The following is a 26,271-nucleotide window of genomic DNA, read 5'->3' as shown; positions in this document are numbered from 1 at the left end:
TCGCGGACACTACCCGCTACGGTCCAAAGCCGCGCGTTGTCACCCCTGACCGCGACCGCACCACGCGCTTCGAGGTCAGGGGCGTAAGCGGCCTCCCACCGCGGCGATCAGCGCCAGCCGTACCGCTCGCGCAGGCGGCCGGCTACCAGGGTGAAGCGGGGCAGGTCCAGGGCGCAGGCCTCGCGTCGCATGCCCTGCTCGTGGAGCCTCAGCACCCGGTCGAGGTCCACCCAGGACTCGCGCCCCTCCCGGTCCCAGGGCCCCACGCCGATCGGCACCCATTCGCGGTCGTGGTCGTGCCGCTTGCTGGACAACTGCACCGCGAGCAGCGTGCCGCCCGCCTCGCGCGCCACGACGAGCACCGGCCGGTCCTTGCCGCGCCCGTCGTTCTCCTCGAACGGCACCCACGTCCAGACGATCTCGCCCGGGTCGGGGTCGCCGTCGCGGTCCGGCGCGTAGTCCATGCGCACCACCCCCACCTCGTGCGGATCGGCTTCGGCGGTGGCCGTCGGGCCGCTCTGGCCGGGCAGCGCAGGACGGTCGGTCTGGTCATTGAGATACGTGGTCATCCGGACACCGTAGGACCTGGACGGCCCAACCCGCAGGGCGGGTACGGCAGGTGGGCACCAGGCTCGGGCCCATGGCCCTTTCCCCCGGCGCGCGAGTGCGCCTCGCCGCTCTGTGCGCCGTCACCGCTCTGCTCACCGTCCTCGCCCAGCCCCAGGCGTCCGCTGACGAGCCGCCGGCGCGCACCGTCTCCGGCTGGCTTCCCTACTGGGACCAGGAGGGCGGGTACGCGGACGCGCTGCGGCACGCCTCCCAACTGCACACCGTCAGCCCGTTCTGGTACCAGGCGATGGCGGCCGACCGGATCGACGGGCACCCGGGAGCAGGCGACACCCGCATCATCGACGGGCTGCACCAGGCCGGGATCAAGGTCGTACCAACCGTCATGGAGACCATGGGCCCCGGCGTGCTCGCCGAGATCCTCACCGACCCGCACAGCCGCACCACCCACGTCGAGACGCTGCTCACCGTCGTGCGCGCCCGCGGCTACGACGGGATCGACATCGACTACGAATCGATCGCCCCGACCGGCGAGGACGGATACCTCGGCGTCCGCGCCGCGTACGCCGCCTTCGCGCGGGAACTCTGCGGAAGGCTGCACGCCCTCGGCAAGCAGTGCGTCCTGACCGTGTCCCCCCAGACCGCGGACACCGGCCGCATCTGGGACTACGCCGCACTCGGCAAGGCGGCCGACCGGGTGCGCATCATGGGCTACGACCTCCACTGGTCGGGCGGCGCAGCGGGCCCGCTGGCCAGCCCGCAGTGGTACGACGACATCCTGCGCCACGCCACCGCGCTGATCCCCGCCGACCGGCTGGAAATGGGGCTGCCCGCCTACGGCTGGGACTGGGTGCCGGGCGGCAGGACCCGGCACGTCACCTGGAAGGAGGCCGAGGCGTTGCGCCTGGCGAAGGGCATCGCCTACCAACTGGACCCGGCGTCGCAGACACCTCACTTCACGTACGAGGAGGACGACAGCGTCCGCGACGTCTGGTACCAGGACTCCCTCGGCGTCGCCGCGGACCTGCCGGTCCTGCGCCGCCACGGGATCCGCAACACCACTCTGTGGGCACTGGGCTTCGAGGACCCGGCGGTGTGGCCGGTCCTCGGCCGCGTCTGAAACAGGGCGGGCAAGCGGTGGGCCTCAGGGTGTCAACGGGAGCGACTGTTTGCCCGAGACCTCGTCGATCTCGGTGTGGGCCTTCTGCAACAGCTGGGACGCGAGACCCATGAGCGCCCGCGCACCGGCGATCTCTTCGCCGACCCGCAGCTGCTCCGGGTCGGCCGGGTGGCGCAGGGCATAGCCGCGCCCCTTGATCTCGGAGCCGTCGGCGAGCCGGATCAGGGCCGCCGCGCTGGTGCGGTTCCCCTCTTCGGAGAACTCCAGCTCCACATGCCATCCGACGAGCGTGGTCATGGCACATCACCTCCAGGGGGCGTCCCCTTTTTCCAGAGTGCCTCCGCCGGGCTGTGGAGGCCAATCGTGGCGGTCGGGGTGTTCCACCCCGACACCCGCACCCGGGGCGCGGAGCCGTGCAGGTCCGCCGTGCGGTACGTCGCCGTCAGGGTCGCCGACTCGCCGGGCCACAGGCTCACCTGGTTGTCCGACCACCGCACCGGAAGAACCGGCGTGCCGTGGGCGTCCACCACGTGGACGTCGGTGAGGAGCGCGGGCGTCGTGCCCGAGCCGGTGTTCCGTACCGTCACCGTCGTCGTGGACGTCCCGTCCGGACCCTCGGCGGTCGTCCCCGTGGCGGTCACCGTCGCCCTGGGCATCGAGGAGAGGCCCTTGAGGTCGGCGTAGGCCGTGGTCGGGGTGTGGAACCAGTCGGTGTGGGCGTAGTCCAGGACGTCGGGTTTGGTGGAGAGCCAGTACACGTTGCGGCTCACCTCCCGGCCGCCGGTGTCGGTGAGGACCAGCTTCGCCAGATACGTGGGGGACAGGCCGCTCACCGACGCCGGGACGGTCAGCGCGGTGGTGCTCGCGCCGCCGGGCCCGATGTCGAGACCCGTCACCGTCCGGTCGTACCTCCGCGTGCCGTCGGTGGTGAAGAGGGTCACCCGGGCGGTGAGTCCCAAGGCGGCGGTGGTCCGGTTGTTGACGACGGTCACGGCGCGGTTGTCGTAGGAGTACTGGATGTGCAGCGGCTCGTTGGCCTTCTTCGCGCCGAAGTAGGCGCCGCCCTGATCGAGGTATCGGTCCGTCAACTGCCAGTGCAGGGAGGTCCATCCGCTGTTGAACATCCAGTAGACGACCCCCGTCGACGGCTTCGAGGCGTCCTTCGCGTTGCGACCGTACGCCTCGAACTGGGCCCGCACGTTCTCGTACTGGGCGAGCTGTGCCTTGCGTACGTAGTCGTCGAGGCCGGTGGGGGTGCCGTACCGGCCCGCCAGCGCGTCGTCGTACAGCTTGAGTGTGGCGAACGTGGCCGAGGGGGAGCGGTGGTACTGCTTCGCCGAGGGGTTCTGCCACAGGGCGGCGAGCTCCGCCGGGGACAGCATGCGGCGCAGGGTGTCCAGGGTCGGGATGTCGGGGCCCGCGCTGGTCTCGGAATTGAAGCCGGTGGCCCCGCCCTCCTGCTTGTTGTACCAGTAGCCCGGCGGCACCCAGTCGTAGGGGCCCGTCATTTTCATGCCCGAACTGCCGTTGATGGGGGCGGAGTTGTCGGATGCGGCGCTCACCACCGGGGTCCGCCAGTCGGCCGCGCTCAGTGCGTCGGCGTAGTTCTTCTCGATCGTCTTGTCGGGGGCGAAATCGCTGCCGATGAGGAACGAGACAACGCTGGGGTGGTCGCGCAGCCGAGCCGCCTCCGCGGCCATGGACGCCTTCGCCACCGGGTAGTCGGCGGCGGTCCACTTGTCGCCCGACTCGCTGCCGTTGACCTGGCCCTCCCACTTGTCGCAGCACTCCCAGCCCGGCATGGTCAGGATGCCGTAGCGGTCGGCCAGGTCGAAGAACTCGTCCGGCTCGATGTGGCCTTCGAGCCTGATGGTGTTGAAGCCGAGGTCGAGTGCGTACCTGAGCCGGTCCTCGACGTAGGTGCGGTCCCAGCGCAGGAACTCGTCGGGGGACCAGCCGCCGCCCTTGATCAGCAGTGGACGCCCGTTGACCGAGTACTGGCGCGCGCCGTCGGCGTTGAGCGGGGCCTTCACATCGCGGATGCCGAACGACTCGTGCGCCCGGTCGGACGTGCTGCCGGACACCGTGGCCGTGAGGGCGAGGTCGTACATGGGCTGCGCGCCCATCCCGGCCGGCCACCACACGCGCGGTGCGGTCAGGTGGAGCTGGGGGTGGAACGCCGGGGTGAAGGTGACGGACTTCGTCTCGTGTGCCGCGAGTGTGACGTCCTGGCTGAACGAGACCTGCCCGACGGTGCCCGAGACGGTCGCGGTGACCGGAGCCGCCGAGTCGTTGCGGGCCTGCGCCTTGACGGTCAGGTCGGCGGACGAGAGCGACGGCAGTGCGAGCGCCGTCACCACATGTGCGTCGCGCAGCGCGACGGGGCCGCCCCGCCTGACCGTCACGTCGCGGACGATGCCCATGTTCCGGTCGGGCGGTGGCTGCAACCAGTCGATCCAGCCCATCGTGAGGTCCTTGTCCGGGTTGTTGGGCTGGATCCGGAAGGCGACCGTGTTCGTACCGGACCTCACCAAGTCGGTCACGTCCAGCTCGTGCCGCGTGTACGCGCCGGTGACCGTGTCCTTGGCGGCCACCTGCTTGCCGTCGACGTACACGTCGGCGGCCGAGATCACCCCGCTGAAGTCCAGGTACGTACGGGAGTTGGTGTCGGCGACGGTGAAGTCCGAGCGGTACCACCAGGGGACCGCGAAGTCGGCCGCCGGGATCTTCTGCTGGTTGGCCGAGTAGAAGGGGTCCGGGTACTTTCCGGCTGCGAGCAGTGCGGCGAGCACCGTGGAGCGGGGGCCGGCGGCGTACCAGCCGGCTGCCGGGTAGCCGGGGCTCGACACGGCGGCCGGGGAGTCGGCGACCTCGGCCGTCGACCGGATCACGTATCCGGCCAGCGCGGTCGTGCTGCCCGGTGCGGAGCCGACGTGGGTGACCGGGCGGGGTACGGGGCGGGTGCGGGGCGTGGCCGACGAGGTGCCGGCGGTGAAGGCGAGGACCAGGCCGAGGACCGCGACGGCGGCGGTCCTTCGGCGCACGGCGGCAGGGCGGTGGAACACGGTGGTCTCCCAGGGGGCTGGTCGGGACATCCGCGCTTCGGGGCAACTCGGCCGATTGCAAGCCGGGCAACCCAAGTTAAGAAACCTTACTAAGGTGCTCGGCAAGCTAGGGGAGTGAGTGGAGCATGTCAATCGCAGGCCTGCGGGTAACAGGCCGTCGTCAGTGCGCGGAGCGCCGGTCGAAGGCCACGTCACGTGCCGTGCCGAGCGCCGTGGCCACCGCGCCGAGCAGCACCGCGTCCTCGCCGAGCGAACTCGGCGCCACCTTCGGACGCAGCGGAGTGAGCGCCCGCAGCGTGTCCCGCACGGTACGCAGAAGCAGGTCCGCGCTGTGGCCGACGCCGCCCCCGAGGACCACGAGGTCGGGGTCCAGGACGGCCGCGACCACCGCGACGGTGTGGGCGAGGCGCTCACCCTCCAGCTGAACGGCCTTGACCGCGGGGCGAGTTCCGGCCCGCGCCGCGTCGAAGACGTCCTTCGCGGTGAGCGGGCCCGCCATGCCGAGCGAGCGGGCGGCCTCCACCACCGCGTCGCCGGAGACCGCCCCCTCCAGCGTGTCCGGCTTCTGGCGGCCCGGCCACGGCAGGAACCCGATCTCCCCGGCGCCGCCGTGCGCCCCGGTGAACAGCTGGCCCTCGCTGACCACGCCCATGCCGAGCCCGGTGCCCACCATCACGTACACGAAGAGCCTGCTGCCCGCGCCGACGCCGAAGGTGTACTCGCCGAGCGCTGCGAGGTTGGCGTCGTTGTGCACCGCGAGCGGGATGCCGAGCCGCTCCCGCATCTGGTCGAACAGGCCCGGCCTGCCCCAGCCCGGCAGATGCTGCGCATAGCGCACCCGCCGCTTCTCGGCGTCGTACACACCGGGGGTGCCGACCACGGCCTGAGCTATCTTGTCCGCGTCCACCCCCGAGCCCGCGACGAGCTGGTGCGCGCTGCTGACCACCAGATCGGCCATCGTGGCCGAGGTGCGAGCGTGGTTGCGGACCTCGGAGCGGGCCACGACCGTGCCGTCGAGGTCGGCGAGGGCGACCCGCAGCCAGGCCCGGCCGATGTCGATGCCCAGCGCGTAACCCGCGGTCGGATCGGGGGCGTAGAGCACGGCGGCCCGGCCCCGGTCGGGGATCATCGTGCCCGCCTCGCGGACCAGTCCCGCGAGTTCCAGCGAGGCCAGCGCGCTCGACACGGTGGGCTTCGACAGACCGGTGTCCCGCGCCAGCTGGGCCCGTGAGGCGGGGCCCCCGGTGCGCAGCCGATCCAGCAGCAGGCGCTCGTTGGAGCTGCGCTGCCGCTGCGGGTTCCAGGGCAGGTCGCCACCCTCGTCGCTGCTGGTCATCGCATCATTCTCACGCATCGGTCCGAGCAGTTCACTGACGACCCCTTGACGGTCAAAGTAAAGGTACTTAACTTAAGCACGCTCACCGCCGAGGCGAATCCCTGCACTGGCGAACCGGCAGTAGCGCCCTTTCCTCACCCACAGCCCAGGGAGGCCCCAGTGTCCGGAACCCCACCGCCGGACGGCGGTTTCGTCCGCCGGATCGGACTCTTCCAGGCCACCGCCATCAACATGAGCCAGATGTGCGGGATCGGCCCGTTCGTGACCATCCCGCTGATGGTCGCCGCCTTCGGCGGCCCACAGGCCGTCATCGGATTCGTCGCCGGCGCGATACTCGCCTTCGCCGACGGCCTGATCTGGGCCGAACTCGGCGCCTCGCTGCCCGGCTCCGGCGGCAGCTACGTCTATCTGCGCCAGGCCTTCCAGTACCGCACGGGCCGCCTCATGCCGTTCCTCTTCGTATGGACGGCGATGCTCTTCATCCCGCTGGCCATGTCCACCGGCGTCGTCGGATTCGTGCAGTACCTCGGCTACCTCGCCCCGGACCTCGGGCAGACCCCCGGCGACCTGATCGGGCTCGGCATCATCGCCCTCGTCGTCCTGCTGCTCTGGCGGGGCATCGAGAACATCGCCCGGATCACCGCCGTGATGTGGGTCGTCATGATCGCCTCCGTGGCCCTGGTGATCGCCGCCGCCGCCACCGACTTCAGCCCACACCTCGCCTTCAACTACCCGGCCAGCGCCTTCGAGTTGACGAGCGGTCACTTCTGGGTCGGCTTCGCCGCGGGCCTCACGATCGGCATCTACGACTACCTCGGCTACAACACCACCGCCTACATGGGCGCCGAGATCAAGGACCCCGGGCGCACCCTGCCGCGCTCCATCATCTACTCCGTCCTGGGCATCATGGTGATCTATCTGCTGCTCCAGATCGGCACCCTCGGCGTCATCGACTGGAAGCGGATGCTGGACCCCAACGACATCGCCTCCACCTCGGTCGCCTCCGCGGTCCTGGAGAAGGCCTGGGGCAAGGGTGCCGCCGACGTGGTGACCGTACTGATCCTGGTGACCGCGTTCGCCTCCGTCTTCACGGGGCTGCTCGGCGGCTCCCGCGTCCCCTACGACGCCGCCCGCGACAGGGTGTTCTTCCGCCCCTACGCCAAACTGCACCCCAGGCACCGCTTTCCCATGGTGGGCCTGGCCACCATGGGCGTCGTCACCGCCGTGGGCTTCCTGATCGGCCGGCACACCGATCTGGCCACCCTCATCCAGCTCCTCACCACGGTGATGGTCATCGTGCAGGCGCTCGCCCAGATCCTCGCGGTCACCGTGCTGCGCAAGCGCCAGCCCGCCCTGCGCCGCCCCTACCGGATGTGGCTCTACCCGCTGCCGAGCCTGATCGCGCTGGCGGGCTGGCTCGTCATCTACGGGTACGCCGACAAGAACTCGCCCGGCCGCCACCCCATCGAATGGTCGCTGGCCTGGCTGGCGCTCGGCTGTGTCGCCTTCTTCCTGTGGGCGCGGGTCGAGAAGGTCTGGCCGTTCGGGCCGCGCGAGATACGCGAGGAGTACCTGGAGGATTCGGCCACGCGGACGCTGCCTGCCTGAGGGGCGGTCGGGGCCGGGCGGGTGCTCGCCCTCGCACCCGCCAGATGGAGCAACTGCCGCCCCGGCGGCGAATGCACCGTCGGCCCCCGCCCGAATTCCGGGCGGGGGCCGACTCCTGTGATTCCAGGCCTACTTGTGGCCCCCGCTGTCCTCCTCCGTGATCGGAATCGGCTTCGACAGCGGCGAACGGACCGCCGGGGAGCGCCCGTTGGCGGTAGTGCCGGGTCGCTCCGTCTGCTCCGCGCCCTGGTTCATCGACGCCAGCAGCTGGCGGGCCAGGCCCAGACCCGTGCCACCCATCGTCAGCGCCTTCGCGAACATGTCCGACATGCCCTCGGCGCCGTTGAGCAGCACCATGTGCTCCACATTGCCGAACGCCGAAGCGCCCGCCTCCACGATCTGCGGCCAGTTCTCGGCGAGTTGCTGGGCGACGACGGCTTCCTGGTTCTCCGCGAGCGCCGCCGCACGCGCCTTGATCGCCTCGGCCTCGGCCAGGCCCTGGGCCTTCGCCGACTCGGCCTGGGCGAGCCCCTTGGCCTGCGTCGCCGCCGCCTCGGCCTCACCGGTCGCCCGGGTCGCCGTCGCGGCCGCGCGACCCTGGGCCTCGGTGGCCTGGGCCTCGGCGGCCGCGGCCGTCTTCACCCGGGTCGCCTCCGCGGCCGCCGCGAGTTCGGTCTCCTTCGCCTTGGCCTGCGCGGCCGAGATGCGCGCGTCGCGCTCCGCCTCGGCCAGCGTCCTCTTCTCGTAAGCCTGGGCGTCCGCGGGCTTGCGCACATCCGCCTGGAGCTGCTGCTCGCGGCGCTGTGCCTCCAGCTCGGCGACCCGGGTCTCCTGGACCACGACCTCCTGCCGGGCGGCCGCGTCCGCGAGCGGCCCGGCCTGCCGGGAGCTGGCCGCGGCCTTGTCCCGCTCCGCCTGGTAGCCGGCCTGGAGGATCTCGCTGTCCCGGGTGGCCTCCGACATCTGCGCGAACGCGGCCTGTTCGGCCTCGGTGGCCCGCAGGTTCGCCTCCGCCTGCGCGATGCGGGCGTCGCGCTGCACCGCGGCGGCGTGCGGCATGGCGAGGTTCTTGATGTATCCGGTCGGGTCCTCGATCTCGTGGATCTGTAGCGAGTCGACGATCAACCCGAGCTTCTCCATCTCCGTACCGCAGGCGGCCCGGGTCTGGCCGGTGAGCTTCTCCCGGTCCCGGATCATGTCCTCGACCGTCAACCCGCCCACGATGGAACGGAGATGACCGGCGAACACGTTGTGCACCCGCTCCGACATCATCTTCTGCTGGTCGAGGAAGCGTCGTGCGGCATTGGCGATCGACACGAAGTCGTCGCCCACCTTGAAGATCACGACGCCGCGGACCCGCAGTGGAATGCCCTGCTGGGTCACGCAGTCCACGGACAGCTCGGTCTCGTTGAGATCGAGCGACAACTTGCGTACCGCCTGCACACCCGGCAGCACCAGGGTTCCCCGTCCGGTGACGATGCGGAACCCCATGCCCTCACCCAGGCCCTCGGTCCGGTGCTTGGAGCCGGAGATGATGAGTGCCTCGTTCGGTTCGGCCACCCGCCACATCAGTTTGAACAGGCCGATCAGAACGATGATGGTGGCGAGAACCAGTCCCGCCACGACGCCGACGACCATCGGCATACGCCCCCTTCATGCGGTGCCGCTCGGCACCGATGAGGGGAGTGTGCTCCCGGCCCCCAGCGGCGTGAAGACGCTGACGAATCCTTGTCGCAATCTTGATACGCACCGGTGAAAGCCCTGGTCAACTTGAGCGTGGCCGTGCTCAGTTGTCGTATGCGGCCATCACGTACACCGTGCGCGGAGGCAGGTATTCCACCACCGTCACGACCGTCCCGGACTCCAGTCGGCCCGTCCCGGGCGCGGGGTGGGCGAGGAAGTGCTCGGCCCCGCCGCGGATCCTGACGATGACCTCCCCGACGAGCCCGGGGCCGATCGTTCCGGTCACCCGCCCGACCAGACCCACCATGTCCTCGTTCATGCGGGCGAGCGTAACCTGCCGGGCCGCCGAAGCGGTTGGGACGAGTCCCGGCCCGCCTCACCGGCACCGGCTCAGATCCAGCCGTCGAGCGAGGCCATGAAGCCCTCGAAGTCGTCGCGGTGGATGGTGTGCCCTGCCCCCTTGACGGTGCGGACTTCGAATCCGCGGGCCGTGAGGCGGGCCGCCTCGGCGGCCTCGTACAGGAAGCTCGCGTCGGCGAACTGCACGAGTGAGGGCACGACGGCTCGTGCGGGGGCCCGGTCCGAGCCGAATATCCCGGCCAGGCCGCGCGCGGTGTTCTCGTCCCAGACCTTCAGCGTTTCCAGCTCGACGTCGACGTCCTCGGCCTCCCAGCGCGGATTGAGCGCCGCGACCATCGCCCGGGTGACCGACTTGAACTGGACGAAGAGCTCCGGACTGACGCTCTCCTGAAGGGAGTTGAGGTGCCAGGCGGGATCCGAGTACACCGCGCGCGCCGGGCGCAGCCGTTCGGCGGCCAGTGCCAGGGAGAGCCCGCCGAGGGAATGCCCTATCGCCAACTCGGCGCCGGTCGGCAGGGTTTCGACGAGGTCGTCCGCGAAGAGGTCGGCGGTGTACTCGCCGCGCCCGCTCGCGCCGTGGCCGCGCAGGTCCACCGCGATGACACGGTAGCCCCGCTCGGCTAGCGCGGGCCCGACCTTCCGCCAGGTGCGGTGGTCGGCCATGATCCCGTGAACCAGGAGCGCGACACGGTCGCCCTCTCCCCAGATGCGGGTGTTGAGCTGCATGGTGGTGCCTTTCGCTGCGGTGTTTCCGGAGGGGGTGGGGCCCACGGATCCCGGTCGGGTGTAGGGATCCGGGGCGGGCGGTGCGGTCAGGTGCCGGCCGCCCTGGTTCCTTACGGGTACATGTTCCGTACGGGTGCCGGGGCCGGTGGGCGCGACCGCCAGAGTGTGCCCGACCGAACCCGTACGTCTGTCGGCGCACGCTCCTGATCGGGTTCGCCGCCGGCGCGCCCAGGACCGAGGGCGCTGCTCTCGACGGGGGGAGCGCGCAGTGGCGCCGGTGGCCGAAATGATCAGTGCGCGCGGGCCCCGCGGCCTGGGGAATCGGCAGCCACCGGGACACCGGGGTCGGGGAGGAAGGGACCACGATGCCTTCCGGGGACTGGGAAGTGGGCCAGATCGCGTCGTCACGAGATTACACGTGTCAGTGACTGGTGTAAGCCCTCTGCGGCATCGAATTCGGGCCATCCGCCAGAGCCCGGCCGGGACGGGTCTGCAAAGATGCCGATCGCGATGAGCCAGACACCGAAGCAGCCTGCCGACCGCCCCGTACCGACCAGCGCCGACGTGGCCCGCCTGGCCGGGGTCTCCCGGGCGACCGTGAGCTACGTGCTCAACAACACCTCGGCCGTGCGGATCAGCGAACCGACCCGGGCCCGGGTCCGCGCCGCCGCCGAGGAACTCGGCTATGTGCCGCACGCCGCGGCCCGCAGCCTGCGCGCCGGGCACACCCGGATCGTGCTGCTGCCCACCGCGCACATTCCGGTGGGCCCGCTCTACAGCCGGTTCTTCAACGAGCTCCAGTGGGAGCTGCGCCGGCTCGACTACACGGTCGTCCAGTACGGCAGCCTCGGGCTCGGCGCGGACGAGGCGGCTCGCGCCTGGGCCGAGCTGCGGCCGGTCGCCGTCGTGACGCTGGGCGAGATCGAACTGACCCCGCAGGGCGTCCAGCTCCTCAAGCGCTCCGGGGCCCGCGCGGTGATAACGCTCGGCCCGCAGCGCGTCGAGGGCGCGCACGCACTCGTGATGGACCAGCGCGAGATCGGCCGGAGCGCGGTCGGCCATCTGCTCGAACGGGGCCGGCGCCGCATCGGCGTACTGATCCCCGCCGAGGACGGGCTCGACTTCTTCTCCCGGCCGCGCCTGGCCGGAGCCCGCGAGGCCGTGCACGGAACGGACGCCGTGGTTGAGCCCGTGGCGATGGCGTACGAGGAGGAAGCAGCGGCCCAACTGGCAGGGTGTTGGCGGGAGTTGGGGCTGGACGCGGTGTTCGCGTACAACGACGAGTACGCGATGCTGCTGATGCGGGCCCTCCAGGACGCTGACATCGATGTCCCCGGCGAGGTGTCGGTGATCGGCGCCGACGACCTCCTGCTGGGCAGACTCCTGCGCCCCCCGCTGAGTACCGTCCACGTGGAGATGGTGACCGGCCGCCACCTGGCCGAGCTGGTAGACCGGGTGGTCCGCGACCCGGACGGCGCGCCGGAACGTCACGATCTGATGGGCGCACGGGCGGTGCCCCGGGAATCGAGCTGAGCGCTCCGCGGCGAGCGGCGCCGCGCGCCTTCGGGGCGCTCATGGGTAGCCGGGCCGGGACGGCGTGCGCCGGGCGGCCGGGGTGTTTAGCGTCGGGGGCATGAGCAATCAACCAGAGCGCGCGCGCCGTCACCCCCAGCGTTTCGAGATCCTGCTCGTTCCCGAACACGTCGAGGACCGGGGAGGCGCCTCGGTGGTGGACAGCGCCGTGCGGTCCGCCGTTGTCGAGGCGACCGGTGAGAGGGGGGTCTCGGGCTATCCGCGGTACGCCGGGCACGGCGTTGTGGCCGAGATCGACTCCGCCACCCACGCGGTCGAGGCGCTGCTGGTCGACGGATCGGAACTCGACATCGGGCTGACCGTGTTGGTCAGTGAGGTCCCGGACGGCCCGTGACGGTGATCGTGTTCCGGCCGGGGCCCGTTGACAGCGGACGGCGGCGGGCAGAGACTCGGCGGAGCCATTCATGAACATAACTTCACTGGGCGAACAGGCCGCTGGAGCGGCCCGACGCGGTGGAGAGATCCGTGGGAGAGACCCGATGAGCATCCGCGACGTGTACATCGTCGACGCCGTCCGCACCCCGATCGGCAAGTTCGGGGGTGCGCTCGCCGGAGTCCGGCCCGACGACCTCGCCGCCCATGTGGTCAGGTCGCTGGTGGACCGCACCCCGGAGCTCGACCCGGCCCGCATCGACGACGTGTACTTCGGCGACGCGAACGGCGCGGGCGAGGACAACCGCGACGTGGCCAGGATGGCCGTGCTGCTCGCCGGACTCCCCGTCTCGGTGCCCGGCGTCACCGTCAACCGGCTCTGCGGATCCGGACTCGAAGCCGTCATCCAGGCGGCCCGCGCCATCGCCGTCGGTGACGCGTCGGTGGCCGTCGCGGGCGGCGTCGAGTCCATGTCCCGCGCCCCCTGGGTGATGCAGAAGCCCGAACGCGCCTTCCCCGCGGGCCATCAGCAGATGTACTCGACCACCCTCGGCTGGCGCATGACCAACCCCGAGCTGCCCGCCGAGTGGACGGTCGCGCTCGGCGAGGGCGCCGAACTCATCGCGGACAAGCACGGCATCACCCGCGAACAGCAGGACGCCTTCGCCCTGGACAGCCATCGCAAGGCCGCCGAGGCCTGGGCCAAGGGCCTGTACGACGGAGAGGTCGTCCCGTACGAGGGCGTCGCCCTGCTCCGCGACGAATGCATCCGCGAGTCCTCCACCCCGGAGACCCTCGCCCGCCTCAAGCCGGTCTTCCGCAAGGACGGTTCGGTGACTGCGGGCAATGCCTCACCGCTCAACGACGGGGCCGCGGCCCTGCTCCTGGTCGACGAGGAGGGGCTGCGGGCCACCGGCCGCGAGCCGCTCGCCCGCATCCGCAGCTCGGCGGTGACCGGCATCGAGCCGCAGCTCTTCGGGCTCGGCCCGGTCGAAGCGGTGCGCCGGGCGCTCGCCAAGGCGGGCAAGGGGTTCGGCGACCTCACCACCTTCGAGCTGAACGAGGCGTTCGCCGCGCAGTCGCTCGGCTGCCTCGCCGAATGGCCCGGACTCGACCCCGCCGTGGTCAACCCGCGCGGCGGCGCCATCGCCATCGGACACCCGCTGGGCGCGTCCGGTGCACGCCTCGCCGGGGCCGTCGCCCACCAGCTCGCGGCCGCGGGATCCGGTACCGGCCTGGCCGCGCTCTGCATTGGCGTGGGCCAGGGCCTCGCCCTCGTCCTTGAGCGCTGACACACCGTATTCCAGGGGGAGTTGGGGACCGGCGGGCGAGAAGGGGAGTCGGGGACCTCCGAGTTTTCGTTGAGCGGTGAATCACCTTACGATGACGCCCGCGCGGTGGCGGGCTTCCAACTGCCGTGCCCCACACGGGACTTCGTCTCGGACGACCAGAGTGACTGGAGATCCTTCATGACCCTGCTCGACCCCAAGACGTGGCAGCCCAGAAGGCTCTCGGGAGGTGAGTACGAGGTCACCGAGCCCGCCACCGGCCAGTCGCTGGGTGCCGTCGCCCTCGCCACCGCCGAGGACATCGCCGCTGCCGCCGAAGCCGCCGTCGCGGCGCAGACCGCCTGGGCACGCACCCCGCACTTCGCGCGCGCCCAGGTCCTGCGCCGGGCGGGCGACCTCTTCGCGCACCACGCCGAGGAGTTGAGCCAGTGGCTGATGCGCGAGTCCGGCTCCGTGGCCGGCAAGGCGGACTTCGAGCTGCACGTCGCCGCCCAGGAGTGCTACGAGGCCGCCGCCCTGGCGTCCAGGCCGCTCGGCGAGGTGCTGCCCAGCGAGGCGCCGCGACTGTCCTACACCCGGCGGGTCCCGGTCGGCGTGACCGGTGTGATCGCCCCGTTCAACGCCCCGCTCATCCTCTCCATCCGCTCGGTGGCTCCAGCCCTCGCGCTCGGCAACGCCGTCCTGCTCAAGCCCGACCCGCGCACCGCGGTCTGCGGCGGCCTCGCGCTCGGCGCCGTGTTCGCCGAGGCCGGGCTGCCCGAGGGGCTGCTGCACATCCTGCCGGGCGGCGCCGAGACCGGACAGGCGCTCGTCGCCGATCCCCGGATCCCCGTCATCTCGTTCACCGGGTCGACCGCCGCCGGACGCCGGGTCGGCGAGGCCGCAGGCCACCAACTCAAGCGCGCCCACCTGGAGTTGGGCGGAAACTCCGCCCTCGTCGTGCTCGCCGACGCGGACATCGAGGGCGCCGTCGCGCAGGCCACCTGGGGCTCCTTCTTCCACCAGGGCCAGATCTGCATGACCACCGGCCGCCACCTCGTGCATGCCTCGCTGTACGAGGAGTACGTCGAGCGGCTCGCCGCGAGAGCCGACGCGCTGGCCGTGGGCGACCCGTACCGCGAGAAGGTGCACCTCGGCCCGGTCATCGACCGGCCCCAACTCGCCAAGATCCACGCCTTGGTGGAGGCCAGCACCGCCCGCGGGGCGCGGCTCGTCGCGGGCGGCACCCACCGCGACCTCTTCTACCGGCCCACCGTGCTCGCCGACGTCGACGACCACAGTCCCGCCTACGCCGAGGAGGTCTTCGGGCCGGTCGCGCCGGTCCGCCCCTTCGCCACCCTGGACGAGGCCGCCGCGCTGGCCGCCGCGGGACCGTACGGACTCTCGCTCGGCATCGTCACCCGGGACACCGCGCTGGGTCTGGAACTCGCGGACCGCATCCCGACCGGCATCGCCCACATCAACGACCAGACGGTCAACGACGAGGCCGTCGCGCCGTTCGGCGGCGTCGCGGCTTCCGGAACCGGCGCCCGGTTCGGCGGCTCGGCCAACCTGGACGCCTTCACCGAACTGCGCTGGACGACGGTGCGCCGCGAACCGGCGGACCATCCCTTCTGACCGGCGGGTGACCCCAGCCGAGCCGGGGTGCGGCGGGTCGGGCATCCTTGGCCGGTGCACTCGGTTCTCTCCGGCTTCCTGCCCATCTGGACCATCACCGCGTTCGGCTGGGCCGCCGGACGGTTCAACGTGCTGGGCGACCACGCCCAACAGGTGCTCGGCCGCTTCGCGTTCACCTTCGCGATGCCGTCCCTGCTGTTCCTCACGATGTCCAGGTCACGGCCGGGCGTGCTCGCGCAGCCGGGCGTCGCGGTCTTCGCCCTCAGCCTGCTCGCCGTGTTCGCCGCCGGGCACCTGGCGAGCCGGCGCCTTTTCGGGCGCAAGAAGGCCGAGCAGGCGATCGGCGCGATGGCCGCGTCCTATGTGAACTCGGCGAACCTCGGCATCCCGGTGGCCGTGCACGTCCTGCACGACACGTCCTTCATCGTCGCAGCCGCCCTCTTCCAGATGTTGTTCATCACGCCGCTGATCCTGATCCTCATAGAGCTCGACGTACGCCGGGACGCGGGCCGGCGCTGGCTGCGGATGCTCCAACTGCCCGTCCGCAACCCGGTGGTGGGGGCCTCGGCGGCCGGGGTGGCGGTGGCCGCACTCGGCCTGCACCTGCCCGCCGAGGTGACCTCGCCGCTCCAGATCCTCGGCGGCGCCGCCGTCCCCGCGGCGCTCTTCGCCCTCGGCATGTCGCTCAACGGCCGGGCCGCGCCCGACCCGGCGGGGCGCACCGAGCGGTCCGTGCTCGTCACCTTGAAGACGGCCGTCCAGCCGCTGCTCGCCTATGTGCTGGGCCGCTGGGTCTTCGGCCTCGGCGGGCACGAACTGTTCGCCGTGGTGCTCTGCGCCGCACTGCCCACGGCGCAGAACGCCTTCATCTTCGCCGCCGAATACCGCCTCGACACGGAGCTGCCCCGGGACACCGTGCTCCTCACGACCCTCCTGTCGATGGTGTCCCTCTCGCTGATCGCGGTCCTGCTCGGCTGACCGGAACCCGCTCAGCAGGGCTGGCGCCAGGTGTCCAGCTTGAGGTTCTTGCGCATCGAGGACAGCCCGAGTTTGTCGGACTCCGCACAGAAGTCGCTGGTGGGCAGCTGGTATTCGACGTGGAAGACCGCCTTGCCCGCCTTCACGAACGGGGTGAGCTGGGTGCACTCGTCGAACTGCGCGCACTGCTCGTTGACCGCGAAGTCGAAGGCGGGCAGCAGTTCGGGAATCTGCTGGAGATCGTTCTTGAGCCCCACCGCCAGGCCCCGGGCGTGCGCGATCTGGGAGATCATGCGGTTGTACGCGAGCTGCTGCGCGGCGTCGAGCGGGAACCCCGTCTTGTTGAGGTAGCCGTCCATCAGGTCCGGTTCCACCGCGTCGAAGCCCTTCTCGCGGCACATGTCGAAGCGCCGCTCCATCAGGGGCCGCAGGATGTCGACGCGCCGGATGTCGAGCCAGCGCTCGCCGTCCCAGCCGTTGTTCTCGCCCTGCACCTCGCGGGGGAAGGCGTCCTTGTCCGGGCGGAAGTTCTCCCAGGCGCCGGCGTTGATGTAGCAGATCACCTTGCGGCCCTGGCTGTGCAGCTTGGCCACGTCGGCCGCGGTGTTCTCGAAGCCGTCGATGTCGTACACCGGAACGTCGGGGCCGCTGTCCACCCGGCCGTTGAGCTGCCACTGCCAGGCGGTGCCCGGCTTGGGCTGCCACGGCTTGGCCGGGGCCGAACCGCTCGGCGAAGAGCCGGCGGACCGGCTCGGCGCGGGCGCGGTGGGGGAGGAGGGGGCTGGCGTGACCGTCGGCTGCGGCTCGTCCGGGCCGTCCGCGTCGTCCGAGGAGTTCGACGAACAGGCGGTGGCGAACAGCAGCAGGGCGACGGCCGTGCACATCAGGGGCAGGGTGCGGTTCATGGTGTCTTTCCGGGGAGGACGGGCGGCAGCGCCGCCCAGGGATTGGGCAGGCCGCGCTCGACCACGCAGCACACACCGGCGCCGCGTTCCCGCACGGTCCGCACGGCCAGTGCCGTGAGCGCCTGCGGCACCCCGTACACGAGGTGGCACAGGCGCTCCGGCGGGCGGCGGTCGGCCCAGCCGGGCCGGGTGAAGGCGGACACGTACGTCGTCCAGGGCCCTTCGAAGGTGACGACGACATCGGCGGTCCGCAGGTACCCGGGCGCCGGATGGACGCCCGGGTTGAGCACCACGGTGGTGGCGCCGCACCGCCGCGCCGTCCGGGCGACCCGCCGCACCAGCGGCAGGCCGGTCCGGTCGGCGGGCGCCCGGTCCAGGAAGCAGCCGTCGGTTGCGTACCAGTCGCGGTGCCGCTCCAGGTCCCGCAGTACGGCCTCGACGGGCCGGGCGCCGTAGTCCAGGTCGACATAGCCGAGCACCCGGACCCCGGCCGCGCGCAGCGCCCGGACCGGCTCGGTGAACGCCGGGTCCGGGGCGCCGCCCGGCCCGTCCGCCGCGTTGAGCACCACCGCGTAGACGCCGGCCGCCGCCTCGGCGAGCAGGCGCCACGCGTCCGGGTCTTCGGCGGGGTGGACGTAGAGCGGAACGAGCAGCATCAGTGCACCGGTTCCCGGTCCGGTTCGGCGCACACGGCCGCCCACAGCGCGGACACCGAATCGGCCAGGCGGTGGCGCGGCGACCAGCCCAGGGTGGTGCGGGCCGCGCCCGGGTCGGAGCACTGCCAGGGGACATCGGCGGAGCGGGCGGAGCCTTCGGCGCCTTCTTCGAAGCGTCCGCCGAAGCCCGCCGCTTGGGCGAGCTCGTACACCAACTCCCTTACCGGTACGGCCCGTCCGCTGCTGATGTTGAGGAGCGGGGGCAGCGGACCCGCGGCCGTCGCCGCGAGGACCGCCGCGTGGGCGACGTCCCGCGCGTCGACGAAGTCGCGGTGCGCGGAGAGGTCGCCGAGCCGCACGACGCGGCGGGGCCCGAGGTCGCGCAACTGCCGAGCCAGACGGCCGGGCAACCCGGCGGCGGGCGCCCCCGGACCGACCGGATTGGTGACCCGCAGGACCACGGCGTCGAGCCCGGACGAGGTGACGGCCAGCGTGCCGGCCAGCTTGGTCGCCCCGTACAGCGTGCTCGGGCGCGCCGCGGCCTCTTCGGTGACGCGCTCGCCGATCCCGGTCGGTCCGTACTCGGCCGCCGATCCGAGATGGACGAGCCGGGCCGCGGGCGCGGCCTCGCGCAGCGCCGCGCACAGCACGGCCGGACCGCGGACGTTGGCCTCGGCGAGCGACACCGACTGCGGGCCGACCGCACCCGCGCAGTTGATCACGGCGTCCGGCGCGAACGAGTAGAACCGCTCGGCGAGTTGTCCGGGCGCCACGGTGGCGAGGTCGACGGCGAGGTCCGCGGCCGGGCCGCGTCCCGCGCCGAAGAACCGCACGCCGGGCAGGGCGCGCAGCTCCCGGGCGACATGGCCGCCCAGATAGCCGCTGAAGCCCAACACAAGGATGCGCATGGGGAGTTCAGGCCCCCTTGAGCAGCAGCGAGCGGTGGGTGGTGAACTCGGCGTTCGCCCGGTCGTAGTCGTCCGGGCGGCCGATGTCGAGCCAGTAGCCGTCGAACGCGTAGGCGTGCGGCGGGGTGCCGGCCTTGAGCAGGTCGAGCACCAGCTCGTCGAAGCCCAGCGGCAGGCCCGCGGTGTAGGCGTCCAGCGTGTCGAGGGACAGCCCGTACACGCCCATCGACACCCGGTAGTCCATGCTGGGCTTCTCGGTGAAGGCCACCACCTTGGTCTCGTCGGTGGTGAGCACCCCGAAGTCGATGTGCACCTTGCGCGCGTAGGTGGCGATGGTCAGGGGGGCGCCACCGGCGCGGTGCTGGTTCAGCACGTCGGCGTAGTCGAGGTCCGTGAGGATGTCTCCGTTCATGACGAGGAAGGACTTGGGCAACCGGTCCCGCATGGTCAGGAGCGGGCCGATGGTACCCAGTGGGCTCTCCTCGGTGCAGTAGTCGATGTCGAGGCCCCAGCGTTCGCCGTCGCCGACGTAGGCGCGGATGATCTGGCCCAGATGGCCGATGGCGATGGTGCATCCGGTGAACCCGGCGGCCGCGAGCTGGCGCAGCACGATCTCCAGGATCGTGTGCTGGTCGCCGATCGGGACGAGCGGCTTGGGCAGCGCCGTGGTGTAGGGCCGCAGCCGGACACCCTTGCCTCCGGCGAGTATCACTACGTGCATGGGAGCCTCCCTGAGATTGGGCCTGGCGGGTCAGATGTTGTAGATGCCGGTCTTGTAGCGGGCGAGGTTGCCGGGATCGCGGAAGAACTCCGCGGTCCGCGCCAGACCCGATTCCAGGTCGTGCCCCGGCTGCCAGCCGGTCGCCGCGGTCAGCCGGCTCGCATCCGCGACCAGGCGCATCACCTCGGAGTTGGCCGGTCTGATGCGCTGGGTGTCCTCCTGGACGTCGAGCTCGGCGCCCATCACCTTGCCGATGAGGCGCACCAGATCGCCGACCGATATCTCGGTGCCGGTCCCCGCGTTGAAGGTCCGTCCCACCACGCGTTCGGCCGGCGCGGTGCCCACCGCGAGGAACGCCCGCGCCGTGTCGGCGGCGAACGTGAAGTCCCGGGTCGGCCGCAGGTCGCCCAGCGTGATGGTGCGCGAGCCGGCCGCGACCTGGCCGATGACGGTGGGGATCACGGCCCTCATCGACTGGCGCGGCCCGTAGGTGTTGAACGGGCGCAGCGTCACCACGGGGGTGGCGAAGCTCGCGTAGTAGCTGTCCGCGAGCCGGTCACCGCCGGCCTTCGAAGCGGCGTACGGGGACTGGGTGTTGATGGGGTGGTCCTCGGTGATGGGTACGGTCTGCGCGGTGCCGTACGTCTCGCTGGTCGAGGTGTGCACCAGGCGCGGCGTCCGCAGGGCGCGAACCGCCTCCAGCACGTTGAGGGTGCCGGTGACGTTGGTGTCCACATAGCTGTGCGGCGCGCGGTAGGAGTACGGGATCGCGATGAGGGCCGCCAAGTGGTAGACGGCCTCGGCGCCTTCGGCCAGGCCCCGCACCGAGCCTGGGTCGCGGACATCGCCCAGGACGATCTCCACCTGGTCCAGGACGTCGGGGTGCAGGGTCTCCAGCCAGCCGTAGGAGGAGAACGAGTTGTACTGGGCCATGGCGCGGACCCGGTGCCCGGAGGCGACCAGGGCCTCGGTGAGGTGGGAGCCGATGAAGCCCTCGGCTCCGGTGACGGCGACAAGCGGTGCGGAAGTCAACTGCCGCTCCTTTCAAGGCTGTTCAGGACATTCGGTGATCGACTCGGTGCGGTGCGTGATGCCGGTGGCCCGGTGTGGGCCGTGTGCTGTGCGGTGTGGTGCGGCGGTCAGGCGTGCGCGGTCGGCCGCCCGAGCAGATGGACCGTGCCGCCCACCAGCGCGGTGGCGGCGGCCGTACAGCAGAACAGGGGCGCGAGCGGGGCGAGCGCGGGTGCCAGCAGATCGGACGAGGCGACCCCGGTCGCGGCGGCCAGGCTGACCGCGGCCGGCAGCCAGGCGATGCCGAACGCCTGGAGCAGCAGCGCCGTCCACAGCAGCGCCGCGAGCGCGAGCAACGGCGCGGGCCTGGCCCCGGTGAGCAGCGCCGCCGGGAACAGGGGCAGCAGATAGACGAAGAGGCAGCCCGCGAGGACGGCGCCCGACCGCCACCGGAACGCGGCCGGGGTGGCCGTGGCCCGCAGCGCCGCCACCGCCAGCCCCCGGTAGCGGTAGAGCAGCCATTCGGCGGGCCCCATGCTGAGCGTCAGGGCGATCACCGCGAACGGATGCCGTTGCCCCGCGAAGGCCACGAGCACCCCGGCGGCGAGTCCGAAGAGCCCGTACGGGAGCGAGGAACTGAAGGGCGGTGTCGGGGAGTTGGACTTCGCGGACCCCTTGAGGGCGCCGCGCAAGCAGTGGCCGACGGCGGCCACCACCAGCGTCAGGGTGAGCACGCTCAGCCCCACGCGCGGCAGCGGACCGGGATCCCACCACGGCAGCATCGCGCCCCCCGCGATGAGCGGGGCCAGCGCCCCGAGAAGCAGCCGTTCGCGGGCCAGCACCAGCAGGACCCCCGCCGCGGCCAGATAGCAGGACTGCCCCACCACGAACACCGCCGCGGGGCCGGGGCCCACCAGGGCGAGCCCCAGGAAGGAAGCGAGCAGTGCGCCCAACGGGGCGCCGGCCATCAGCGTGCGGGCCGCATCGGCCCGGCCCGCCGCCATCCGCAGATACGCGCGGTGGCCGAGCCCCTGCCCCCACGACCAGGAGACGAGACCCGCCACCACCAGAGCGAGGACGGCCTCCTCGCTCTGCCACAGGCGCGCGGTCAGCGGATAGGCGAGCCCCGGCAGGGCGAACAGCGCGCCGCGCAGCGCGCACCGCACATGGTCGGGGGCCCAGGGATCGGCGGCCGCGGGCGGCTCCGGGAAGCTGCGCGGCACCCGGCTGTAGAGGTCCTCGGCGAGCGTGAAGAGGCTGTCGTGACCGTACTCGTCCGCGATCTGCTGGGCCGTGAGTCCCTCGGATTCCAGGACGGCCGCGACCTCGTAGGCGTGCACGGCGGGACCGATCTGCTCGGCGAGGTGGGCCGCCAGTCGGTCGATGGCCGAGTCCCTGCCCGCCCGCCGGACGCGATCGGGCAGCCTCAGCGTCATCGTGGACTCGACGGCGAGCCGGAGCGTCAGCGTGTCGTCGCGGCCGTCGGGCGGCTCCAGAGCGATGGGGCCGCTCATCCGGCCACCCGGCTCAGACCGGCGGCCGACAGATCGGACGCGACCAGGCGCACCGTCGGCGTGGCGTCCTCCGCGACGGCGCTGCGCCGTACCGGCACGGTCGTGCCGCGGACCGAGAGTTCGAGGTAGATGGCCCGGAAGGTGTCGACGGTCTGGCGCAGGGTGAACTGCTCGACCACGCGCAGCCGGGCCGCTTCCCCCATGGCCGCCCGGCGTTCCGGGTCACCCAGGAGTTCCAGGGCGGCCGCCGCCATCGCGGCCGGATCGCGCGGCGGCACCACGAGACCCGCCGGGCCGACCGCCTCGCGCACCCCGCCGACATCAGTGGAGACGGTGGCGCGCCCGCACGACATCGCCTCTATCAGGGTGAAGGGGAAGCCTTCGCTGATGCTGGACAGCATCACGATGTTGCCCGCCGCGTAGGCGTCCCTGATGTCGTCCACGCGGCCCTCGAAGGTGACCGCCGCGCCCTGGTCGAGCGAGTGGGCCAGCGCCTCGCACCGCTCCCGGTAGGCCTCGCCGCCCTTGGGCGTGCCGCCGAACAGGCGCAGGGTGGCCGCGGGGACCTCCGTACGCACCCGGGCGAAGGCGCGGATGAGTGTCTCCAGGTCCTTGATGGGGTCAACTCGACCCGCCCAGCTCAGAGTTGGCGCCTGCGGCTCCGGTCCGGCGGGCGGGAAGGCGGCGGGATCGACCCCGTTGTACACGGTGCGGATGAGCCGTGGGTCGGCTCCGCCCTGCTCCTCCCACAGCCGGTTGTACTGGTTGCCCGGAGTGATCAGCGCGGCGCGCCGGTAGGTCTCCTCGGCGAGCAGCCGGAAGAAGCCGAGCAGCACCGCCTTGACCGGCCAGCGATAGGGAGCGGTCCGGTAGCCCAGATAGCGCTCCCGCAGGTACACCCCGTGCTCGGTCAACAGCAGGGGCACGCCGTGGAGTTCGGCCGCCACGAGCCCCGGAAGGACGGCCACGCCGCCGCTGACCGCGTGCGAGACGCCCTGGGTCGGCGGCTCGGCGGCCAGCGGGCGCAGCGCGTGTTCCAGGAGCGCGGTCGCGGTGACCGCGTCGTGCAGGGTGGGCCGGGCCTCGCGCACGGCGAGCCCAGGCCGGTTCCACACCTCGGTCATGACGTGGATCGCCCGGTCGCCGCGGAGCGCGGGACTGAGCCGGCCGTCCCGGGCCGCCGCGGCCAGTTCGTAGAGCGCCGGGGCGAAACCGCTCTCGGCTCGGGGATCGAGCAGGGCCGTCAAAAAGCGTTCGTACGCCGTCATCAGGCGGCGTTCCTGACGTCCGCGCGGGGCCGAACCGGTCGGCGCGGGCCCCCACATGGGGAGGCTGACCGGCTCCGACACGTGCGGCGGAAGCTCCCACACGGTGGGCTCGCGCCCGGTTCCGGTTACGGCGATGATGTCGAAGTCGATGTCGGGCATCCCGGTGACGAGCTGGTCGCACCAGACGCTCACTCCGCCGTGGCTGTGCGGATAGGTGCCCTCGGTGAGCAGGGTGACCCGCGCCGCGCCGGAGCGCGGCGCGCGGTGTCGTACGTGCATGCGTGCGCTCCGCGGCTGAAGAGAGCGGTGGGTGGTGACAGTGGCCCGGCGGCCCGCCGCCGCGTCGGCGGCAGGGCCCCAGGTCCCTGGGTGCGGGACGCGGTCAGCGCCGCTCGGCGCTGTACGGCACCGGCTTGGTGACACCGGCGGGGACCGGCGTACGGGGCGCGTGCTGGGCCCCCGCGGGAGCGGCGGGACGCGCGGGGTGGCTCTGCGGTGCCAGGGCTGTGGCGGGGGCCGGGGCCAGCGCCAGGGTCACGGTGCTCTGCCCGGACTCCGGCGACACCCAGCCGGACATGCTGCCGGCATAGGCCTGACCGAAGGCGGTGGTGCCGTTCTGGAGGACCTGCCCGGTGCCGTTGGGCATCGTCGCGGTGACGGGCACGCCCGCCGGTGCCTGCACGGTCACGCGGTCGCCGATCCGATAGGCGCTGACCTGGCCCGCCTTGACCGCGGTGTTCCAGACACCGCGGTTGCGCAGCTCCGCGCCGATGTCCCTCATCCGCGGGTTGACCAGCGGCGCACTGGCCGCGTAGAGCGCCTTGTACTGGTCGAGCACTCCGTCCAGCACGGCGTAGCCGATCCGGTCCTCGGCGAGGTTGGACTGGTGGATGAAGTGCGGCCGCGGGTCGTTGCCGAGGACGTGGCCGAGCGCCACCTGGGTCTCAAGGGGCACGATGTGGGCGGTGTAGCCGGTGGCCGGGTCGAGCGGCGCGGGCAGGCAGCTGGTGTTCGGCAGGCTCTCGCACAGGCCGCTGCCGCCCTGGGCCCGGCTGGTGTAGATCCAGTTGTACTCGTCGACCTGCTCAAAGACGTGGCCCGCGTTGTAGAAGATGTTGATCGGGTAGCGGGCCACGGTGAGCGCGGAGCCGACCGCGCGCTGCTGGGGATCGCGCGACATGTCGGCGCCGAGCCAGTCGATGTGGTCGGCGGCGAGGGCGGGGGCGAGGTAGGGGTTGTCCTGGGGCTGCTGTGGAAGGAGCGCCATCCCCGAGTGTTCGCCGGTGATCAACTCGTCGGGCTGGACGGGCAGTTGGTTGCTCTGCGCCCACTGGAGGTTGTCGGATATCTCCTTGGATATCTCGGCCTGGCTCACATAGCGGGTGGAGCCGTCGGGGTTGGTCGCGCACGTCCACGGCACGACGGTGACGTTCTGCTGACAGCCGAGGAACGCGTGGTCGTAGGTGTGGTTGATCCAGCGGAACTGGTCCTTGTTCAGGGCGAGTTGATCGGCGAGCGGGTCGCTGCCGCTGTGTTCCTCGCGGTAGTCGACGCTGCCGCCGCCGTTGAAGGCGAGGTCGAGCGTGAAGTTGTGGGACTTCTCCCAGGCGACGGCGTTGCTCACGTCGTCGGGGGTCATCCGGATCGTGCTCTGCACGCCCTGGCCGGGCGGGCAGTCCACGTCGCCGGGCGTGCAGTTGAGGGTGGAGTCCCAGCGGTCGTCGCCGGCGAACACGTCGTCCACGTGGACCGCGAAGTAGTTCCGCGAGGCGCCGAGCCGCACGTCCTGGGTCATCCAGTCGACGATGCCGCGGGCGAGCAGCTTGAACTGCTGCTGGTACTGGTTGTACGCGAAGGTGACGACCAGTTCCCGGCGCCCGTCGTGGCGGTACTCGCCGACCAGGGACCCGTCGCCGGTCTTGCCGGGGATCGGGGCCTGGACGTAGCTGGTGAAGTCGGCGCCCGCGGCGGGCGGCGACAGGAAGGCGTAACTCTCGCTCACGGAGGTCGAGTTGTCCTCGAACGGCACGCTCCCGTTGAGGTAGCCGAAGGGACCGCTGCGGCCCGCGGCGGTCACCTGGGCCTGTAAGCCGTCCACCGAGCCGCTGTAGCCGCCGCCCGCGGGCGTCTGCAATCCCACCTGTGGGCGTGCGTAGGTGTAGGCGTCGACCTGCGGGATCGCGTACGACGTCTCGTACGCGGCGAGCGCGGTCATTTCGGCGGAGCCGGTCGGGAACGGGTTGTCGTTCGGCAGTACCACGGCCTGGAACTTGGCCCGTGGGAGGCCGGCCACGGTGTCGGCCAGGAACGCGGCGTCGATGACGGGCCGGCCGGACCGCCCCAGCTCGACCACGGTGTACGGGGTGCCTTCGCCGTCCAGTTCCGCGGTGATGGCGGCGGTGGCCGGTCCGCCGTCCGAGACGACGAGGACCCTCAGGTCGATGCGCGGCGCGGGCGTCGCGGAGAACGCCGGCGCCGCCGGTAAGCCGAGCGCGAGCAGGAGTGCGCCGGCGGCCATGCCGGTGCGGCGTCTGCTGCGATAAGTGTTCCGCTTCACGCGGTGAAGTCCCCTCCCCTGGAGGTCCGTTCGGCTCCCCTGCCTGGACGGACCCCACCCCCGGCGCAACGGTGGCCCTCCCGGGGAGGGTCGTGTCGTTTCGCTCTGTCGCGTCACATAGTGCGGCTCTTCTGGGAGTTTTCGAGTGGCTACTGTGAAACATGACGTAAAAGCGCGGCCGATGTGCAAGGGCACAGACCCGTCCACACCGCCGTGGGAGCGGCTCCGATGAGGCCGGGCCCGGATGCCCGGGGGCGGGAAAGCCGGAGCAGCCGGGGGAGCAACCGCTTTCGGCCGGGGGCGCACGCGGGCGTGCACCACCAATGGTCCAGACAACATCGATGCTCCAGACCGCATCCCGTTTTCGGCCACACGAGCGAAGCCCTCACCCGGACGAAGGCTCCGGACGTCAGGTTC

The 26,271-nt window shown here is 71.7% G+C and carries 22 protein-coding genes; 7 read left to right on the top strand and 15 right to left on the bottom strand.

Features of this window, described 5'->3' with window-relative positions; all coding sequences use genetic code 11:
• Positions 1 to 107: 107 nt before the first annotated feature.
• Positions 108 to 569: a type II toxin-antitoxin system PemK/MazF family toxin gene (locus OG522_RS05165; protein ID WP_329461726.1), complete on the bottom strand. Its 462-nt coding sequence runs from the start codon at positions 567 to 569 to the stop codon at positions 108 to 110.
• Between the two features lie 71 nt (positions 570 to 640).
• Here OG522_RS05165 and OG522_RS05160 point away from each other — a divergent pair, with 71 nt between their 5' ends.
• Positions 641 to 1,687 (top strand): glycosyl hydrolase family 18 protein, encoded by a 1,047-nt coding sequence (locus tag OG522_RS05160; RefSeq protein ID WP_329461725.1) that lies wholly within the window; start codon positions 641 to 643, stop codon positions 1,685 to 1,687.
• A gap of 24 nt (positions 1,688 to 1,711) precedes the next feature.
• Here the strand turns inward: OG522_RS05160 and OG522_RS05155 are convergent, their stop codons facing one another.
• From OG522_RS05155 to OG522_RS05145, 3 genes are all read right to left on the bottom strand, one after another.
• Complete coding sequence (locus OG522_RS05155; RefSeq protein WP_329461724.1) at positions 1,712 to 1,984, bottom strand: DUF1876 domain-containing protein; 273 nt, start codon at positions 1,982 to 1,984, stop codon at positions 1,712 to 1,714.
• A complete protein-coding gene (locus tag OG522_RS05150) occupies positions 1,981 to 4,752 on the bottom strand; it encodes a glycoside hydrolase family 2 protein (RefSeq protein ID WP_329461723.1) in 2,772 nt (923 codons plus the stop codon). The genes OG522_RS05155 and OG522_RS05150 overlap by 4 nt, the downstream gene beginning before the upstream one ends.
• Before the next feature lie 160 nt (positions 4,753 to 4,912).
• On the bottom strand, positions 4,913 to 6,088 hold the full coding sequence (locus tag OG522_RS05145) for an ROK family transcriptional regulator (RefSeq protein WP_329461722.1): 1,176 nt from the start codon (positions 6,086 to 6,088) through the stop codon (positions 4,913 to 4,915).
• Between the two features lie 159 nt (positions 6,089 to 6,247).
• On the opposite strand from OG522_RS05145, the gene OG522_RS05140 reads away from it, so the two are divergent.
• Entirely contained in the window at positions 6,248 to 7,696 is a 1,449-nt protein-coding gene (locus OG522_RS05140) for an APC family permease (protein WP_329461721.1), read from the top strand.
• Positions 7,697 to 7,825: 129 nt separating this feature from the next.
• On the opposite strand, the gene OG522_RS05135 is transcribed toward OG522_RS05140, so the two are convergent.
• The 3 genes from OG522_RS05135 to OG522_RS05125 all read right to left on the bottom strand — a co-directional run bounded on the left by OG522_RS05135 (position 7,826) and on the right by OG522_RS05125 (position 10,465).
• Entirely contained in the window at positions 7,826 to 9,340 is a 1,515-nt protein-coding gene (locus tag OG522_RS05135; protein ID WP_329461720.1) for an SPFH domain-containing protein, read from the bottom strand.
• 142 nt (positions 9,341 to 9,482) lie between these two features.
• Entirely contained in the window at positions 9,483 to 9,686 is a 204-nt protein-coding gene (locus OG522_RS05130) for a hypothetical protein (RefSeq protein WP_382797956.1), read from the bottom strand.
• A gap of 83 nt (positions 9,687 to 9,769) precedes the next feature.
• Positions 9,770 to 10,465, bottom strand: a complete 696-nt coding sequence (locus OG522_RS05125) for an alpha/beta fold hydrolase (RefSeq protein WP_329461718.1) — start codon at positions 10,463 to 10,465, stop codon at positions 9,770 to 9,772.
• A 510-nt stretch (positions 10,466 to 10,975) separates the two neighbouring features.
• Here OG522_RS05125 and OG522_RS05120 point away from each other — a divergent pair.
• The 5 genes from OG522_RS05120 to OG522_RS05100 all read left to right on the top strand — a co-directional run bounded on the left by OG522_RS05120 (position 10,976) and on the right by OG522_RS05100 (position 16,314).
• The gene (locus tag OG522_RS05120; RefSeq protein WP_329461717.1) at positions 10,976 to 11,998 is read left to right on the top strand and encodes a LacI family DNA-binding transcriptional regulator; all 1,023 of its coding nucleotides are present in this window, start codon (positions 10,976 to 10,978) and stop codon (positions 11,996 to 11,998) included.
• A 100-nt stretch (positions 11,999 to 12,098) separates the two neighbouring features.
• Entirely contained in the window at positions 12,099 to 12,392 is a 294-nt protein-coding gene (locus tag OG522_RS05115; protein ID WP_329461716.1) for a hypothetical protein, read from the top strand.
• Positions 12,393 to 12,537: 145 nt separating this feature from the next.
• Positions 12,538 to 13,722 (top strand): thiolase family protein, encoded by a 1,185-nt coding sequence (locus OG522_RS05110; protein WP_329461715.1) that lies wholly within the window; start codon positions 12,538 to 12,540, stop codon positions 13,720 to 13,722.
• 177 nt (positions 13,723 to 13,899) lie between these two features.
• Positions 13,900 to 15,336 (top strand): aldehyde dehydrogenase family protein, encoded by a 1,437-nt coding sequence (locus tag OG522_RS05105; RefSeq protein WP_329461714.1) that lies wholly within the window; start codon positions 13,900 to 13,902, stop codon positions 15,334 to 15,336.
• 54 nt (positions 15,337 to 15,390) lie between these two features.
• Complete coding sequence (locus OG522_RS05100) at positions 15,391 to 16,314, top strand: AEC family transporter (protein WP_329461713.1); 924 nt, start codon at positions 15,391 to 15,393, stop codon at positions 16,312 to 16,314.
• An 11-nt stretch (positions 16,315 to 16,325) separates the two neighbouring features.
• Here the strand turns inward: OG522_RS05100 and OG522_RS05095 are convergent, their stop codons facing one another.
• From OG522_RS05095 to OG522_RS05060, 8 genes are all read right to left on the bottom strand, one after another.
• Positions 16,326 to 17,219 (bottom strand): endo alpha-1,4 polygalactosaminidase, encoded by an 894-nt coding sequence (locus OG522_RS05095; RefSeq protein ID WP_329461712.1) that lies wholly within the window; start codon positions 17,217 to 17,219, stop codon positions 16,326 to 16,328.
• Positions 17,216 to 17,878: a spherulation-specific family 4 protein gene (locus OG522_RS05090; protein WP_329467495.1), complete on the bottom strand. Its 663-nt coding sequence runs from the start codon at positions 17,876 to 17,878 to the stop codon at positions 17,216 to 17,218. The genes OG522_RS05095 and OG522_RS05090 overlap by 4 nt, the downstream gene beginning before the upstream one ends.
• The gene (locus OG522_RS05085) at positions 17,875 to 18,783 is read right to left on the bottom strand and encodes an NAD-dependent epimerase/dehydratase family protein (RefSeq protein ID WP_329461711.1); all 909 of its coding nucleotides are present in this window, start codon (positions 18,781 to 18,783) and stop codon (positions 17,875 to 17,877) included. Before OG522_RS05085 ends, OG522_RS05090 begins: the two co-directional genes overlap by 4 nt.
• A 7-nt stretch (positions 18,784 to 18,790) precedes the next feature.
• Positions 18,791 to 19,504: a sugar phosphate nucleotidyltransferase gene (locus OG522_RS05080; protein WP_329461710.1), complete on the bottom strand. Its 714-nt coding sequence runs from the start codon at positions 19,502 to 19,504 to the stop codon at positions 18,791 to 18,793.
• Between the two features lie 30 nt (positions 19,505 to 19,534).
• A complete protein-coding gene (locus OG522_RS05075; protein ID WP_329461709.1) occupies positions 19,535 to 20,536 on the bottom strand; it encodes a GDP-mannose 4,6-dehydratase in 1,002 nt (333 codons plus the stop codon).
• Positions 20,537 to 20,643: 107 nt separating this feature from the next.
• On the bottom strand, positions 20,644 to 22,029 hold the full coding sequence (locus OG522_RS05070) for a hypothetical protein (RefSeq protein WP_329461708.1): 1,386 nt from the start codon (positions 22,027 to 22,029) through the stop codon (positions 20,644 to 20,646).
• Complete coding sequence (gene pelF, locus OG522_RS05065; protein ID WP_329461707.1) at positions 22,026 to 23,576, bottom strand: GT4 family glycosyltransferase PelF; 1,551 nt, start codon at positions 23,574 to 23,576, stop codon at positions 22,026 to 22,028. Before pelF ends, OG522_RS05070 begins: the two co-directional genes overlap by 4 nt.
• Positions 23,577 to 23,679: 103 nt before the next feature.
• Entirely contained in the window at positions 23,680 to 25,815 is a 2,136-nt protein-coding gene (locus OG522_RS05060) for a hypothetical protein (RefSeq protein WP_329467494.1), read from the bottom strand.
• Positions 25,816 to 26,271 lie beyond the last annotated feature (456 nt).

It is taken from the genome of Streptomyces sp. NBC_01431 (assembly GCF_036231355.1).
Classification (GTDB): Bacteria; Actinomycetota; Actinomycetes; order Streptomycetales; family Streptomycetaceae; genus Streptomyces.
The sequence above is the reverse complement of the archived record's forward strand: the minus strand, read 5'-3'. Positions and strand labels throughout refer to the sequence as shown.

Excerpts from the sequence above, each read along its gene's own strand:
- OG522_RS05085 (WP_329461711.1), bottom strand. The coding sequence starts at position 18,783 with ATGCGCATCCTTGTGTTGGGCTTCAGCGGCTATCTGGGCGGCCATGTC.
- OG522_RS05155 (WP_329461724.1), bottom strand. The coding sequence starts at position 1,984 with ATGACCACGCTCGTCGGATGGCATGTGGAGCTGGAGTTCTCCGAAGAG.
- OG522_RS05115 (WP_329461716.1), top strand. The coding sequence starts at position 12,099 with ATGAGCAATCAACCAGAGCGCGCGCGCCGTCACCCCCAGCGTTTCGAG.
- OG522_RS05160 (WP_329461725.1), top strand. The coding sequence starts at position 641 with ATGGCCCTTTCCCCCGGCGCGCGAGTGCGCCTCGCCGCTCTGTGCGCC.
- OG522_RS05060 (WP_329467494.1), bottom strand. The coding sequence starts at position 25,815 with ATGGCCGCCGGCGCACTCCTGCTCGCGCTCGGCTTACCGGCGGCGCCG.
- OG522_RS05130 (WP_382797956.1), bottom strand. The coding sequence starts at position 9,686 with ATGGTGGGTCTGGTCGGGCGGGTGACCGGAACGATCGGCCCCGGGCTC.
- OG522_RS05080 (WP_329461710.1), bottom strand. The coding sequence starts at position 19,504 with ATGCACGTAGTGATACTCGCCGGAGGCAAGGGTGTCCGGCTGCGGCCC.
- pelF (WP_329461707.1), bottom strand. The coding sequence starts at position 23,576 with ATGCACGTACGACACCGCGCGCCGCGCTCCGGCGCGGCGCGGGTCACC.
- OG522_RS05105 (WP_329461714.1), top strand. The coding sequence starts at position 13,900 with ATGACCCTGCTCGACCCCAAGACGTGGCAGCCCAGAAGGCTCTCGGGA.
- OG522_RS05135 (WP_329461720.1), bottom strand. The coding sequence starts at position 9,340 with ATGCCGATGGTCGTCGGCGTCGTGGCGGGACTGGTTCTCGCCACCATC.
- OG522_RS05145 (WP_329461722.1), bottom strand. The coding sequence starts at position 6,088 with ATGACCAGCAGCGACGAGGGTGGCGACCTGCCCTGGAACCCGCAGCGG.
- OG522_RS05120 (WP_329461717.1), top strand. The coding sequence starts at position 10,976 with ATGAGCCAGACACCGAAGCAGCCTGCCGACCGCCCCGTACCGACCAGC.
- OG522_RS05070 (WP_329461708.1), bottom strand. The coding sequence starts at position 22,029 with ATGAGCGGCCCCATCGCTCTGGAGCCGCCCGACGGCCGCGACGACACG.
- OG522_RS05165 (WP_329461726.1), bottom strand. The coding sequence starts at position 569 with ATGACCACGTATCTCAATGACCAGACCGACCGTCCTGCGCTGCCCGGC.
- OG522_RS05095 (WP_329461712.1), bottom strand. The coding sequence starts at position 17,219 with ATGAACCGCACCCTGCCCCTGATGTGCACGGCCGTCGCCCTGCTGCTG.
- OG522_RS05110 (WP_329461715.1), top strand. The coding sequence starts at position 12,538 with ATGAGCATCCGCGACGTGTACATCGTCGACGCCGTCCGCACCCCGATC.
- OG522_RS05125 (WP_329461718.1), bottom strand. The coding sequence starts at position 10,465 with ATGCAGCTCAACACCCGCATCTGGGGAGAGGGCGACCGTGTCGCGCTC.